17 protein-coding genes are annotated in these 14,317 nt (G+C 39.7%); 12 read left to right on the plus strand and 5 right to left on the minus strand.

What is annotated here, in order from left to right; translation table 11 throughout:
- From F777_RS0111050 to F777_RS0111100, 12 genes are all read left to right on the plus strand, one after another.
- Window positions 1–381: ATP-binding protein (locus F777_RS0111050; RefSeq protein WP_026752096.1), on the plus strand; the 381-nt coding region annotated here is incomplete at its 5' end.
- A gap of 63 nt (window positions 382–444) precedes the next feature.
- Window positions 445–729, plus strand: coding sequence for a type II toxin-antitoxin system HigB family toxin (locus tag F777_RS18620; protein WP_051408571.1), 285 nt, complete (start codon window positions 445–447; stop codon window positions 727–729).
- 213 nt (window positions 730–942) lie between these two features.
- Window positions 943–1,188 carry a hypothetical protein gene (locus F777_RS17365; RefSeq protein WP_051408572.1) on the plus strand — a complete coding sequence of 82 codons (246 nt, stop codon included), beginning with the start codon at window positions 943–945 and terminating at the stop codon, window positions 1,186–1,188.
- 92 nt (window positions 1,189–1,280) lie between these two features.
- Window positions 1,281–1,703: a phosphate-starvation-inducible PsiE family protein gene (locus F777_RS0111065; protein WP_026752097.1), complete on the plus strand. Its 423-nt coding sequence runs from the start codon at window positions 1,281–1,283 to the stop codon at window positions 1,701–1,703.
- Window position 1,704: 1 nt separating this feature from the next.
- On the plus strand, window positions 1,705–2,238 hold the full coding sequence (locus F777_RS16560) for a hypothetical protein (RefSeq protein WP_051408573.1): 534 nt from the start codon (window positions 1,705–1,707) through the stop codon (window positions 2,236–2,238).
- A 10-nt stretch (window positions 2,239–2,248) separates the two neighbouring features.
- Window positions 2,249–3,487, plus strand: a complete 1,239-nt coding sequence (locus F777_RS0111075; protein WP_026752098.1) for an alpha/beta hydrolase family protein — start codon at window positions 2,249–2,251, stop codon at window positions 3,485–3,487.
- Window positions 3,488–3,492: 5 nt separating this feature from the next.
- Window positions 3,493–3,843, plus strand: a complete 351-nt coding sequence (locus F777_RS0111080; protein WP_026752099.1) for a hypothetical protein — start codon at window positions 3,493–3,495, stop codon at window positions 3,841–3,843.
- Window positions 3,844–3,880: 37 nt separating this feature from the next.
- The gene (locus F777_RS0111085; protein ID WP_026752100.1) at window positions 3,881–4,840 is read left to right on the plus strand and encodes a Fic family protein; all 960 of its coding nucleotides are present in this window, start codon (window positions 3,881–3,883) and stop codon (window positions 4,838–4,840) included.
- Window positions 4,837–5,376, plus strand: coding sequence for a zinc-binding metallopeptidase family protein (locus F777_RS18225; RefSeq protein WP_051408574.1), 540 nt, complete (start codon window positions 4,837–4,839; stop codon window positions 5,374–5,376). Before F777_RS0111085 ends, F777_RS18225 begins: the two co-directional genes overlap by 4 nt.
- A complete protein-coding gene (locus F777_RS18230; RefSeq protein ID WP_201767606.1) occupies window positions 5,337–5,987 on the plus strand; it encodes a peptidase dimerization domain-containing protein in 651 nt (216 codons plus the stop codon). The genes F777_RS18225 and F777_RS18230 overlap by 40 nt, the downstream gene beginning before the upstream one ends.
- 67 nt (window positions 5,988–6,054) lie before the next feature.
- Window positions 6,055–6,558, plus strand: coding sequence for a YybH family protein (locus tag F777_RS0111095; protein ID WP_026752101.1), 504 nt, complete (start codon window positions 6,055–6,057; stop codon window positions 6,556–6,558).
- 16 nt (window positions 6,559–6,574) lie between these two features.
- Window positions 6,575–7,978, plus strand: a complete 1,404-nt coding sequence (locus F777_RS0111100; protein WP_026752102.1) for an MORN repeat-containing protein — start codon at window positions 6,575–6,577, stop codon at window positions 7,976–7,978.
- A 363-nt stretch (window positions 7,979–8,341) separates the two neighbouring features.
- Here F777_RS0111100 and F777_RS0111105 read toward each other — a convergent pair whose 3' ends face one another.
- The 5 genes from F777_RS0111105 to F777_RS0111125 form a co-directional block, all read right to left on the minus strand.
- Entirely contained in the window at window positions 8,342–8,950 is a 609-nt protein-coding gene (locus F777_RS0111105; RefSeq protein ID WP_026752103.1) for a PAS domain-containing protein, read from the minus strand.
- Between the two features lie 2 nt (window positions 8,951–8,952).
- Window positions 8,953–9,222: a peptidylprolyl isomerase gene (locus F777_RS17810; RefSeq protein ID WP_051408576.1), complete on the minus strand. Its 270-nt coding sequence runs from the start codon at window positions 9,220–9,222 to the stop codon at window positions 8,953–8,955.
- Window positions 9,176–9,583, minus strand: a complete 408-nt coding sequence (locus F777_RS17815) for a peptidylprolyl isomerase (protein WP_051408577.1) — start codon at window positions 9,581–9,583, stop codon at window positions 9,176–9,178. The genes F777_RS17810 and F777_RS17815 overlap by 47 nt, the downstream gene beginning before the upstream one ends.
- 94 nt (window positions 9,584–9,677) lie before the next feature.
- A complete protein-coding gene (katG, locus tag F777_RS0111115) occupies window positions 9,678–11,903 on the minus strand; it encodes a catalase/peroxidase HPI (protein WP_026752104.1) in 2,226 nt (741 codons plus the stop codon).
- A gap of 140 nt (window positions 11,904–12,043) precedes the next feature.
- Entirely contained in the window at window positions 12,044–14,146 is a 2,103-nt protein-coding gene (locus tag F777_RS0111125) for an LruC domain-containing protein (protein ID WP_026752105.1), read from the minus strand.
- Window positions 14,147–14,317 lie beyond the last annotated feature (171 nt).

The raw sequence follows: 14,317 nt of genomic DNA on the forward strand, positions 1-14,317 counted from the left end.
GCAATGGGTAGAAATGCATGTAATCTTGGATTTAGAACAATCTATTACTCAATGAACAGAATGATAGAAGCATTAGCCGCAGCAAGAATAGATGGTACTTATGTAAGATGGCTCAACATGATTGCCAAAACACCATTACTCATCATTGATGACTTTGGACTGCAACCATTAAGCCCTGATATGCGTTTATCCTTGTTGCAAATATTAGAAGATCGATTTGCAAAAGGATCCACTATAATTACCTCGCAACTACCTGTAAAAAAATGGTATGAATATATTAATGAACCAACACTCGCTGATGCTATCTGCGACAGATTGACAGCTAATGCTCATAAAATAGAACTAAAAGGCGAATCCTTACGTTCAAAAAAATTAAACTAGTTTTATACCACCATCAACAACTCCCTACGGGTGGTAAACTTTGGACCGTAATGGTGGTAAACTTTGAGCGTAATATCCAGAAATTCATTCAGGCAATGGCTTTATGCTATTAAAATCGCTGATTGGAATGAACCAGGAGACATATGTGAGACATTTACATCAGCTGATTTATTAGGGGGTGGGACTAATAGGGTTGTTTTTGATTTAGGGGGTAATAATTATAGGATTATTTGTAAGTATCAATTTGGAGTAACTAAAATTCATTTATCAATAAAGTGGATTGGAACACATGCTGAATACACAAAACTTTGTAAAAGAGGTAACCAATATACAGTAAACGACTTTTAATTTTTTGACAATGCCAACTCTTCCCTATACGCTGATTAAAACCGATGCACAGTACTATAAGTATTGTAATATTCTTGAAGCATTGGTAGATAGCAACAAAAAACCAAAGCAATTCAGGATGAAATAGAATTGCTCGAATTACTGATTGAGACTTATGACAATCTACACAACACATTTGACGACCTTGATCCTATTGAGTTGATAAAGTACCTAATGCAGGAGCATAATATGAAAGCTGTTGATCTCGCAACATTGCTAAATGTGAGTGAAGGTCTGGTATCAGATATGCTGAAATATAAAAAAGGACTATCCAAAGAAACTATTCGAATTCTATCCGAAAAATTCAAAATCAGTCAGGAAGCATTGAATAAACCTTATGCATTAAAAACAACTCCCCTTATCAAAATAAGAACAGTAAAAAAACGTCCCGCAGCCAGAAAAATAGCAAGAGCGCTTTAATCACCCCCCTAAAATCCCCCTTAACCATTCACCCTTTTTTACCTAAAAAAAGGATATCTTGCCACCTTAAAAAAACTTAACTAACTCTAACCATGCAAGAAAAACTAGTCAAGTCGTTAAAGCACTTTTCCAATTACATCATCCTGGTATTATTACTGCTTTTGGTAATGGCTATGTTCCTGGGAACAGGTCATATTATCATGATTTTCTTCCAGTCAATGGCATCTGCCGATCCTTTTTACCTGTTGATTAAAGTAGACGACTTACACTTGCTCTTTAGCTTATTACTGGTAATGTTAGTGGGTCACGAACTTTTCAAGTCAATCACCCTTCTGCTCAATCACGAGAACATCCCAATCAAATCCATCTTAAAAATAGCCGCCATTGCTATTTCCAATAAAATCATCACCCTCGATCTGGATCACCTGGATGTTAGAATGTTACTAGGGCTTAGTGCTATATTAGTAGCAATCGGAATTACCTTCTTCTTCTTTAGCAAGGAAAGCGAAGATTAATATGCACAAGTACAAAATTTTAATTGCCAGTCTGTTCCTCCTGTTCTTTACTCAGGAAGCTTATGCCATGGAGGACACGCTCATCATGCACAATGGCAGCAAAGTAATTGGAGAAGTAGTGAATGTGAACCACTTTATGGTAACGTTCAAATACAAAAATGAAAAGTCGGAACACGAAATCAGCCATTACGCCATTGAGAAAATTCATTTTGGATCCGGTAGAGTACAAACCTTAACTGACAAAGTAACCATTAACGGAGAAGAAGACTGGGAGAAAGTAATTATACTTGAAGACAAGGAACAAAGTGCCGGCCTGAAAAGAAAAGGCGAAATAAGTGCACGCACTCGTTTCCTCAACCTCCATACTGCTTACTCTGGTAATATTAAAGTTGCTGAAAATTTAAAAAGAGAAGCAGCCAAACAAAAATACCCTTTCATTCTCATCAGCTTTGAACGAGCCACCGTTTACAATGGACTCATCAAAAGCTGGGGTGCCATACAAGAAATAAAGAGAGCATTCTGCTATCAATACTAAATAAACAACAATGAAAAAGTTCATTACACAGTACCTGTTATTAATGGTACTAACCATTTCATTAAATGCACAAACATCCGGCAAATACCAGGATGCAGGCAGCAGTGTGCATTACCAATACATTACCACATACGACGTAGCCAAACTAAATAAAATACTGAACGCGGAGTTAAGTGAGTTTCTGAATGGTTCTTCTATGCCGTTCGAAAATTTCAAAGGAAAATTCACCGCACCCAAATACCCGGTAAAATTATACAGGGTTAAATACAACTCAGTAATACCAGAGAAAGGCAACAAGCCCACCGTGGCTTCCGGCCTGGTAGCCATTCCGGAAAATGGAAAAGACTCCATGCCGATTGTATCCTATCAGCATGGTACTGTATTTGGTAAAACAGAAGTTCCCTCTTTTATTGATGAGTCTATGGAAACCAAGCTCATGGTTGCCGTATTTGCTTCTCAGGGATACATTGTTACCGGAGCTGACTATTTTGGATTAGGTATTTCAACTGAGCCAAATTCTTACCTGGTAAAAGAGAGCAGTGAACAGGCTTGCGTAGATATGTTATTTGCAGCAAAGCAGGTATTAACTGCCAATAAAATAAAACAAGGGCCATTGTTTGTACACGGCTGGTCACAAGGTGGCTGGACCAATATGACCTTCTTAAGAAAACTGGAGGAATTGAATATTCCTGTTACTGCAGCTGGAACAGCCAGTGCACCATTGGATGCAGCCGTTACAGTGAACAGATGGTTGAACAATTACCAGCCTACCGATGCAATATGGTTGCCCGGATGTGCTACCAACTTCATCTTTGCCAAAGACCAATATGAATTTCCAGGCCTGGCAGCAAGAGCCATCAAACCAGAATACTATCAGGTAGCCAAGGATTTTTATGAATATAAAATTGATTGGAAAACCTATTTTTCAAAAACCAAATCAAAAGCCTACGAAATGCTTACGGATGAATTTAAAGCATCCGACACCATGGCCAATGATGCATTCTGGACCAGACTGGAAGAAATGCAGGCATACAGATGGAGATGCCGCACTCCATTAACCAACTATTACGGAGAAAGCGATGAAGTAATTCCCGTTTACATTGCACGTTTGGCCGAAGGCACGCATCAGGTTTTGGGCGGAGGGAGCAATACCAAAGCTATTTCCGCAGGGCCGAAAGCAGACCACAGAGCTACTTATATTTATTCGCTGATTCACGTGAAGCCCTGGTTTGATGGATTTCTGAAATAAGCTATATGCCCTTACTCTTCACCATCATTACACAGAATCAACAAAACATTGAATCCGCCGAAGCGTTGGCCAATGAAATCATAGAAACATTGGGCAATGGCACCAGCATGCAATTGATAGAGCCCTATCACAAGTTTGCTGACTCCTACGCCATCCATCTTGAAAAAATAGTACCGACAGAAGACCCGACAGTTTTAATCCACCTAACCCTTGCCCTGGCAGATACACTGGTATCACCGTGGCTGGTGAATTACGATAGTGATTCAAAAAAAATTGATCTGATTTACAACAACGCAGAATATACCCAAAAGAGAAAACCTGCTTTCCATGCAATTCTCTGGGCAGAGATTATTTAGAAAACGTATATTTGATAGTATCAAATGATACTATCAAATGCAGCCGCCTTATTCCATTAATGCCAAAATTATTCAGCTCATAGCAGACATCTCTCAACAAATGGGGGAAGTTAATGGCTCTATGCTGGTTAAACAAGCACCTGAATTAAGAAAGAAAAACAGAATCCGAACCATACAGGCGTCATTAGCCATTGAAGGTAATACGCTTTCCATTGAACAGGTTACCGCTATCATTGAAAACAAGAGAGTACTTGGGCCAGTTAAAGACATCAAAGAGGTCAATAATGCAATAGAGGTATACAACAGAATGGAGTCCCTAAAACCCAATTCAGAAAAATCATTTTTATCAGCACATAAAACACTGATGCAGGGATTGGTTCCCCACCCTGGTCAATACAGAAAATCTGGTGTAGGTATTGTAAAGGGAAATCAGGTGGCACATCTTGCGCCACCTGCTAAAAACGTACCCTTCCTGATGAAAAATCTTTTTCTTTATCTAAAGAATAGCGAAGATCATGTCCTCATTAAAAGCTGTGTTTTTCATTATGAGATGGAATTCATTCATCCTTTCACGGATGGAAATGGCAGAATGGGCCGACTCTGGCAAACCCTTTTATTATTAAAAGCCTTTCCGGTATTTGATTTCCTGCCATTTGAAACCATCATTAGTAAAAACCAAAAAGCCTATTACAAAGCTTTGGCAAATAGTGATAAGCAAGGTGAGTCTACCCTGTTCATAGAATTCATGCTAACCAGCATTAACCATGCATTGGATGAATTACTAAAAGAAAGAACCGGGCCTTTGACCAGTGATGATAGAATGCATATCTTTCTGTCAACAGATGTTCAGGAATTTTCAAGAAAAGACTATTTACAATACTTCAAGTCTATTTCAACGGCAACGGCAAGCAGGGATTTAAATAAAGCAGTAGCAGAAAAGAAAATTCTAAAGACTGGTGACAAGAACAAAACGCTTTATAAACGACTTAATCCATGAAAAGAAAACAACCCCTCACCCTCCTCGCATTAGCGATGTCAACAAGTAGTTTTTCTCAAACCCCTGAAATAATCTCCATCCGTAAATACAGGGAAGAGAATACAGCAGCCATCATGAAAGAGTATGTAGACTTTCTCTCCATACCCAATACAGCCAATGATGCCGCTGGACTCAAAAGCAATACGGAGTTCATTATGCGCATGATGGAGCAAAGAGGCATACAAAAAGTGCAACTACTGGAAGCAAATACCCCCAACACGCCACCCGTGGTATATGGCGAAGTGAACACGCCGGGTGCAACGCAGACTTTGATTTTCTATGCACATTACGATGGACAACCCGTGAACCCTGCGCAATGGGCCAAAGGGCTACAACCCTTTCAGCCAAAGCTTTATACCAATGCAATAGATAAGAACGGAGAGCACATTCCCTTTCCATCAGACAATAAAAGCTTCTTACCCGATTACCGCATTTATGGGTCATCTGCGATGGCCCCGTGCACCAGAGTGGCAAGAAACAAATTGTATTTGGGGTAAGAGGAGACACACATGTAGACGAGCAAATGAAAGCAGAGTTGGGATTTAACGCGCCCGAAATGCAGGGTCTGTCGTTAGGCGAATCCATCAACCTGCCATCACTGAACATCAATGGGATTCAGAGCGGTAATGTAGGAAAGCTCGCTTCCAACCAAATCCCCACTTTTGCCACTGCAGTTCTGGACCTGAGATTGGTGTTGGGCAATGATTGGAAAAGACAACAACAAAAAGTAATTAATCATATTAAAGCACAGGGCTTTCATGTAACCGATAAAGAACCCACCGAAGCAGAGCGTAAACAATTTGCCAAACTGATTAAAGTGCAGGCAGACAATAATGGCATGAATGCCCAGCGCACACCAATGGACTTACCCATTGCACAAAAAGTAATTAAGGCCGTTAAAACAACAACAACGGATCAGGTAGTTTTACAGCCCACTATGGGTGGAAGCCTCACCTTGTATTTATTTGAGCAAATCCTGAAAGCCAGAACCATTACAGTACCCATTGCCAATCACGACAACAACCAACATGCGGAAAACGAGAATATCCGGTTGAAGAATTTCTTTGAGGGTATAGAGACCATGGCGGCATTGATGCTAATGAAGTAAATACATGCCGATTTTTTATCATTTTGTTTAGAATTATGATTAACTTTTATATCTAAACCTAACAACAATGAAAAAAATCTTCTTATTGCTAACGACAAGCCTGTTGGCCTCAACGCTGTTCTTCAGCTGTAAAAGCGAAAACACAGAAACCGCCAAACCCGCATTTGATCTAGCCAAAGCCAAAATAGAAATTGAAGCAGCCAACCAGCAAACCATGGACGCAATAGCCAAAGGCGATTCTGCAGGTGTTGCTAATATGTACACAGACGATGCCAAACTCATGTTTACAGGAATGCCGGCTGCAGAAGGCAAAGCAGCCATTCAATCTGTATTCGGGGGCATAATCAATTCAGGCGTAACCAAAATTGAATTAAAGACTGGTGAAGTTTGGGGCAACGAAGATTTATTGGCAGAAGAGGGAGGCGTTACTATTTATGTAAAAGATCAGGTAGTAGGCCAGGAAAAATTCATTGTGCTTTGGAAAAAAGTAAATGGAGCATGGAAAGTATTCAGAGATATTTCCAATTCAAATGCACCAGCTCCACCTCCACCACCAACTGAAAAGAAATAGCTTCAAAAAAGTATAGATGAAAACTATATATAAATTCTTAATCCTCCTGAGCATTTGCATTCCTGCATTAGCTCAGGATAAAGAAGATTGCTTAGTTGGAAATTGTAGAAATGGGGTTGGTCTTAAGAAGATAATTACTACTCAAAAAGACCCACTTAGATTTGATCAAAAACCGTTAAGAAAGGGCCTCTTAGGCGCTCCCATTTATTATTATTATGAAGCAGGAGAATTTAAAGGTGGAAAGCTAAACGGCAAAGGTTATCGCTTTAACTTGAGCTATTTGAATACAAATCAGCTGATTACATTTCAGGAAGAATATAAAAAGAAACTGACATTAACTCCAAATGAAAACATTTACGAATGGTTTGAAAATGGAGATTATAAAGAAGGTGTGTTAAATGGATATGGTTATTTAATTGAATTTGATTCAAGAAATAGAGTTCCCATACGAATCAGAGAAGGGGAATTTTTAAATGGCGCGCTAAATGGCAATGGCACAAAAATTAAGTTTGGTCTTTTTGGCTCACAAAAAGATAGCTCAGGTAAATTCATACTAACAAGGGGTAAAATATTTAAAGGAAAATTTGAAAACGACATTTGTAAAGAATGTACAGTTACAGAAAAAAGAGCAAGTGGCGAGGGCAGCTTTAGTGGAAATGACTTAATAGAATACTTATTCTCTGGTTGGGTAATAAAAAACTATACTGTTCCGACAACCGGAAGTTTTTTACTTGATGAAAATATAACTCGTGAAAAGAAACCTCATGAAGACTTGGATGGCTATGCTGGCAAAGCAATTCCTACAAAACCTTATAGGGCATTGTACATAGGGGGTATTGAGATTGCCAAAATAGAAATGGCAACCGAATCAAGCAATATCAAAAGAGTTGAATTAGCAAATGGAGCTTATTATGTTGGGGAATGTGATGAAGAAGGAAAGCCATATGGTTTTGGTAAAATTTTTAATGGATCAGGAGATATTTATGAGGGAATGATTGATAATTATTTACCTAATGGGTATGGTCTTTATTATGAAAGCAAAACTTACTACAGAGAAAGATTCGCTAAAGGGGGATTATTCGTAAATGGCAAACTAATTTATGGAGCCAGTTTTGCTCCCGGAATTGAACCTACAGTTATTTGGGGAGGAATAGATGATAAAAATGGGAAGACAGAATTTACCAATGACTTCAAAAATATTTATTCAGGCCCCTACACTAAAATAACTTATACTTACAATGAGAAAAACTGGACTTATTCTTTAAAAAGGCAGGAAAAGGGGTTTAAAATCAATGGAATAGTTACCGAAAACTTTGTAATAGATGGAAAAAACGAAGCAGATATCAAAAGACAAAGAACCATTGTAAATGGTGTAGTAAAAAAAATCAGATATAGTTGTTGGCGATATAATAGTACTTAATGGATTCGCTAGCCCAGTAATACTGAAAAGCAATGGAGTCATTCATTTAAAGAATAAAAAATACTTCTCCGACCAACAAGCTACAATTTCAAAATATCAAATATCTGACTTTGAACAAACTTGCAAATTTTGCAATGGCAGGGGAAGTAACACATACACTTATCAGCGAAAACCAGAGCAAGTAACAGAGTTTTTCTACCGTACAGAAAAAGTAGTTGGAGATTTCACCATCTTAACCCATCAAGTACTTGACAAAATGACTTATACAAAGTCATTTGCACCAGAAACCAGAACTAATAGCTGTGCAATATGCAATGGTTCTGGTTATACTAAAAATATCAATGAATTAAAGGAATAATGCGACTACCCAATACTACTGGCAACAATTGAATGAATCGTGAGGTCGAGTTCTTTGGTCTCTTTTAAAAGGGTTTCTAAGTGCTCCGTTTTTTCTTCTTCGGAAAGATGAGCATCGAACTTAATGATATTGTACAAACCCATGATATTAACCACATGCCTTCTCAGTTCATGTGATTGTTGCCAGGTTATTTGTTTTAATCTTTCGTTCTGATCCACAATTTGCGCAGCACTTCTTTTACCTGCTGTAATATCATGTCCTAAGCAAAGAATCCCTGCAGGATTTCCGGCAGCATCCTTAAACATAGAAAATTCCCAATGGGTCCAGTGAAATTCATTTTCGTTGTTGCTGGGCTTCCTTATTTCAATGGGGAATGCCTGATCAGGATACTGAAAACATTTTTGAACAATAGCACTACAGTCTTCCAAATCACCGGGATGAATAGCAATCTCCACAGGTTTACCAATAAAATCAACGCCTAAAAAGGCAAACCTTTCCTTGAATAAATCATTAACGTAAATATACTTGCCTTCTAAATCAGTTATGATAACTGAGTAGGTTACAGAATTCCGCAGAAAAGGCGGCAGCAAGCTGATGATTTCTGACTCAGTCATAGTTATTTAATTAAATACGCCTTATTAATTCTATCCAACTTTGGAAACTGCTTTAGAAACAGTTCCGGATATTTCTGGAGGGTATCGTATTTCGACATCGTTGCTCCCCCATAACCTGAATAAAGGGAATCTACCACCTGCATCCCTCTGATTACTTTGCCAATGGGCGGATAGCCTTTAACACCTCCAGCTACTATAGTATCCAGCCTTTTGTTATCAACCAGATTAATAAACCATCGTACTCCCCCTGGTTTCCTTTCCACTTCTGGCATAACTCATATAGCCTTTTAAATTGCTTTGCATTACAGGTTCGTCAGGCAATTTATGGGCTGCCCATTTTTTAAAAACTGCTGTGTCTGTATTGCCCCACTGTACCACAAAATTGGGTACTACTCGATAGAACAATGTATTGTTATAAAAGCGATGCTTAACCGTCTGATAAAAACGGTCTGCAGCCAATGGAGACCATTCTCTGTACACTTCTACATCAAACACACCCTTGGTGGTTTCAAATCTTGCTACATAAGAAGCAGGTGCTTCTTCTTTTAACCACTTCTCTTTAAAAACCGATCTGGCACAACTGGTCATTAGCAAGGAAAAACTGAAAAAATAAATCAGGGTTCTGGATTTCATAAATGCAATGATGTTCTTACTCAAATATAACAAGCATTCCCTAACAAAAAAGCCCCGGGAAATCCCGGGGCCTTTATAGTAACACAACTAAAATTTACTTCTTGATGTCAAAACGGTCAAGGTTCATCACTTTGTCCCATGCAGCAACAAAGTCTTTTACAAACTTCTCTTTACCATCTGCACAGCTGTAAACTTCAGCAATAGCACGTAGTTCAGAGTTAGAACCAAATACCAAATCAACACGGGTACCTGTCCACTTAACAGCACCAGTCTTGCGATCGCGTGCTTCAAATGTATCTTTATGATCGTTGGTTGGAGCCCAGGCATGACCAAGGTCTAACAGGTTCACAAAGAAATCATTGCTCAATACACCAGGTTTATCAGTGAATACACCATGCTTGGTATTGTTGTAGTTGGCATCCAACACACGCAAACCACCTACCAATGCAGTCATTTCTGGTGCAGTCAGGGTTAGCAATTGTGCTTTGTCAATCAACAATTCTTCAGCAGAAACTGTGTATTTTCCTTTTGCATAGTTTCTGAAACCATCAGCAATGGGTTCAAGAACAGAGAAGGATTCAACATCAGTTTGTTCCTGAGAAGCATCGGTTCTACCAGGCGTAAATGGAACAGACACATTGTATCCGCCATCTTTCGCAGCTTTTTCAATAGCCGCGCAACCACCCAATACAATCAGGTCAGCCATGGAAACCTGCTTGTCACCAGCTTTAGCATTAAAGGCTTTTTGAACACCTTCCAATGCATCCAACACTTTGCTTAATTGTGCGGGTTGATTAGACTCCCAGTATTTCTGAGGAGTTAAACGGATGCGGCCACCGTTGGCACCACCACGCTTGTCTGATCCACGGAAAGTAGCCGCAGAAGACCAGGCAGTGTAAACCAATTCAGAAACAGTTAATCCGGTTGCTAAAATATCTGCTTTTAATGCAGTAATATCTGCTGCATCAATTTGTTGGTAAGTAGCTGCAGGAATAGGATCTTGCCAGATCAATTCTTCAGCAGGTACTTCAGATCCTAAATACAAAGCCTTAGGTCCCATATCACGATGCGTTAACTTGAACCATGCTCTAGCAAATGCATCTGCAAACAAGTCAGGGTTCTCATGAAACTTACGGGAAATTTTTTCGTAAGCAGGATCAACTCTTAATGCTAAGTCAGAAGTTAGCATTACAGGCACATGGCGCTTGTTTGGATTGTGTGCATCAGGCACAGAATCCGCACCCATTCCATGTTTTGGAATCCACTGATGAGCACCGGCAGGGCTCTTGGTTAATTCCCACTCGTATCCGAATAAGTTCCAGAAATAGTTATTGCTCCACTTAGTTGGCGTAGTAGTCCATGCACCTTCTAAACCACTGGTGATGGTGTATTCACCATTACCGGTTCCGAAAGTATTCTTCCATCCCAAACTTTGTTCTTCTAATCCGGCAGCAGCAGGCTCAGGTCCTACATATTTACCAGGATCACCAGCCCCGTGTGTTTTTCCGAATGTGTGTCCACCTGCAATTAAAGCAACGGTTTCTTCATCATTCATGGCCATACGGGCAAAGGTTTCACGGATATCGCGCGCAGAAGCCAATGGATCAGGATTACCGTTAGGTCCTTCAGGGTTTACATAAATCAAACCCATCTGTACAGCAGCCAAAGGATTCTCTAATTCGCGGTCGCCGGTGTAACGCTTGTCACCCAACCACTCACGCTCAGAACCCCAGTAAATATCTTCTTCAGGTTCCCAAACATCTGCACGTCCACCTGCAAATCCATAGGTTTTAAAGCCCATAGATTCCAATGCTACGTTACCGGCTAAAATCATCAAATCAGCCCAAGATAATTTGCGACCATATTTTTGTTTGATTGGCAACAACAACAAACGGGCTTTATCCAGGTTGGTGTTATCAGGCCAGCTATTCAAGGGAGCAAAACGCTGTGTACCAGAACAAGCACCACCTCTACCATCTGCAGTTCTATAGGTACCGGCACTATGCCATGCCATACGGATAAAGAAAGGTCCGTAATGACCATAGTCTGCAGGCCACCAGTCCTGAGAATTCGTCATCAAATCCGTCAAATCTTTTTTAACGGCAGCAAGGTCCAGGCTTTTGAATTCTTCTGCATAATTGAAAGACTCATCCATTGGATTGGAAAGCTTTGAATTCTGACGAAGAATATTCAATTTTAATTGATTGGGCCACCAGTCACGGTTTCTGGTACCACCACCAGCTGATTGTACGGCTTTAGCAGTAGCGCCTGTAAAAGGACACTTGGCTTCAGCACCTGCATTCATTGGGTTATTTTCCATATCTATATTGTGTTTTTAACGGTTTTAACAGGGTTGCAAAGGTACACCCAAACAACAATATAGGAAACAACATTGAAGCGGCTTTGTTCAATAAAAAAAGCTGCATTCCTGCAGCTTTTTCAACGTATTTGCTTTTATACTTATTTATTGTAAATCTTATCAACTGTTCTAAATCCAGGGCCGGAATTAGAATACCAATCTTTATTGCTGGTTCCGCCACTTTTAGCCCAATCTAAGAAACGAAGGTATGCCTCACTAAAGGCCGCTCCTTCAATAGGATAGGCCAGGGTCTCCGCAAAATTCAACGCCCAGGGATAATTGTCTTTAGAAACATAATATCGGCTGGAACCTGGCTTGGAGTCATCATTCCCAGTACCAAACAGTTTCGTATCTGCCAAATCAGTAGGGGCAAATCCTGGCAAGTGGACTTCATAACCTCTTCTTTGGTTGCTAATCAGGAATGGATTGCTGTTCGCAATATTTAGAGTTGCAGGAGAAACAGGACTATTAAACTGAATTAAAACAGAAACAGGTGTTCCGGTTGTCTTATCCATATCAACACGGGTATTCACGAAAACTGCACCATTCGGATATTTTAATACCGCATACATATTGTCGATGGGTATAATAACTGCCCTGGATTGACCCGCTTCTGTACCATTGGCACTGAATTTAGCCAGGCCAGTTGCAACATTTTGTCCGCTTACCGATTTAATTAAACTTGGCGCAAAGGAAAACTGCACTCCAAAAGCATTCTGATATGATGCCCCATTGGCCAGTGGCTTATAATCAGCTGTCATTTCAACCACATTATTTTGTGCATTCGACACCATGGTATAACGGTAGCCTATCACCATATCGTTCATATCATAGTCGCCTGCAAATGGAAACAAATCTTCAAAAGCAAGTGTACCCCAGTTAGTTTCAGAAGGATAATAGCTTACAAAAGCTTTAGCCGGATCGTTGGGAAACTGATCCAACTCGTCAAGCACACCATCTCCATCTGCATCCAATGTTTTTTCCGCTTCCTGAACTCCCTTGGTATCAATGGCGGTAATTGGATTAGAGGTTGCATAAATAATTAAATCATTAAAATCCTGATCGCAATCTTTACTATCTCTTTTTATGTCTTCAAACCCAATTAAAAAAGTATTCTTGTATTGCAAAAACACATTGTGTTTTCGTAAATTTTTATCCGCTTCCGGATTTAGATTAGCATCAGAGAAAAGTGCGGTTGCACCAACACTTACGTCTTTGCCATTCCATGCATTTTGAAACAATACCAAACCAATGGTTGTGCCTGCTTTGAAAGTTCCCAATTTCACTTTATCGCCGGAAACCATTTCACCACTACTGCCTTTTAAACTGGCATTGGGATAAATGAAGTTGATTTCATTGATGTCCGCTAAAGAAGTAGGTGGGGTTTTGGTATCATAGGTGTAAAAACCCAATGCATTTCTAAAACCAGCTCCTTCATGTACAAATGTGATCCACACTTCTGCATCTTCTATTACATTGATATTGGTAGTAGCATCACTGGCAATATATTCCGGATGTAGTTCAGGAACTTTTTTCTGTTCAGGCAATGAAGCATTGATGGTATTTAACATCTCAATTCCAATTTCATCTCCAGGCGTTTCCAGGTAATTGGGTCTGCCATTGCTATTATAGGTTCCGAGATAAGAAAACTTGGTTTTTGTTTTGACCCCATTGATATCCATGCTAATCATTCCCCCATTAGAACTGGCAGCAGAGCGGATTATATTCGCCGCATTGGCAGGCCCGGCGTTGGATTGCAATACACCAACTATATTACCGGAGAAGCCATTAGAGCCACCGATAGTGCAGTTCAGTGTATTATTAGTAGTAGTTACCAATACATTCTGAATCAATCCCAGATAATTGGCATCCACTACAACCGTATCCATATAGGCAGACATATTGGTCTTGGCATCAAGCACTCCCTGCGCATTGGTTACTCCTTTAAAAATCAACTGCCCTCTTACTCCTTTGTTTAAACTGTAAATAGAAACAGGAACGCCGGGTATGGCTTTGTTTCGATTGGTTAATGCAGTAATGGTAACTATTACATCTTTGGTAGTGATAAAATTAAACCCATCCGGCGCAATTTTATTGGCAGGATTGGTGGGTGGATTATTAGGATCGGTATCCGCTACTTTTTTACAAGCGGCAAGTCCTAAAAGCACCATTACAAAAAGAGAAAGAGAAGCTTTGCTTAACATATATAAGGGTTTAATAAACGGATACAGTAAGTTAATGCTGAAGTACGAATTGGGTGCCAGAACGCACTAACCAAACCAACCCAAATGGGTACAAAGGAATAACTATTTCTACACTACAAAGATAAATTATATTAATCACCAATATTAAATTATCGGCTAAAACAAGTAATA

The organism is Sediminibacterium sp. C3, from assembly GCF_000508085.1.
Classification (GTDB): Bacteria; Bacteroidota; Bacteroidia; order Chitinophagales; family Chitinophagaceae; genus Sediminibacterium.

Excerpts from the sequence above, each read along its gene's own strand:
- F777_RS17365 (WP_051408572.1), top strand. The coding sequence starts at position 943 with ATGCAGGAGCATAATATGAAAGCTGTTGATCTCGCAACATTGCTAAAT.
- F777_RS0111065 (WP_026752097.1), top strand. The coding sequence starts at position 1,281 with ATGCAAGAAAAACTAGTCAAGTCGTTAAAGCACTTTTCCAATTACATC.
- F777_RS16560 (WP_051408573.1), top strand. The coding sequence starts at position 1,705 with ATGCACAAGTACAAAATTTTAATTGCCAGTCTGTTCCTCCTGTTCTTT.
- F777_RS0111075 (WP_026752098.1), top strand. The coding sequence starts at position 2,249 with ATGAAAAAGTTCATTACACAGTACCTGTTATTAATGGTACTAACCATT.
- F777_RS0111080 (WP_026752099.1), top strand. The coding sequence starts at position 3,493 with ATGCCCTTACTCTTCACCATCATTACACAGAATCAACAAAACATTGAA.
- F777_RS0111085 (WP_026752100.1), top strand. The coding sequence starts at position 3,881 with ATGCAGCCGCCTTATTCCATTAATGCCAAAATTATTCAGCTCATAGCA.
- F777_RS18225 (WP_051408574.1), top strand. The coding sequence starts at position 4,837 with ATGAAAAGAAAACAACCCCTCACCCTCCTCGCATTAGCGATGTCAACA.
- F777_RS0111095 (WP_026752101.1), top strand. The coding sequence starts at position 6,055 with ATGAAAAAAATCTTCTTATTGCTAACGACAAGCCTGTTGGCCTCAACG.
- F777_RS0111100 (WP_026752102.1), top strand. The coding sequence starts at position 6,575 with ATGAAAACTATATATAAATTCTTAATCCTCCTGAGCATTTGCATTCCT.
- F777_RS0111105 (WP_026752103.1), bottom strand. The coding sequence starts at position 8,950 with ATGACTGAGTCAGAAATCATCAGCTTGCTGCCGCCTTTTCTGCGGAAT.
- F777_RS17810 (WP_051408576.1), bottom strand. The coding sequence starts at position 9,222 with ATGCCAGAAGTGGAAAGGAAACCAGGGGGAGTACGATGGTTTATTAAT.
- F777_RS17815 (WP_051408577.1), bottom strand. The coding sequence starts at position 9,583 with ATGAAATCCAGAACCCTGATTTATTTTTTCAGTTTTTCCTTGCTAATG.
- katG (WP_026752104.1), bottom strand. The coding sequence starts at position 11,903 with ATGGAAAATAACCCAATGAATGCAGGTGCTGAAGCCAAGTGTCCTTTT.
- F777_RS0111125 (WP_026752105.1), bottom strand. The coding sequence starts at position 14,146 with ATGTTAAGCAAAGCTTCTCTTTCTCTTTTTGTAATGGTGCTTTTAGGA.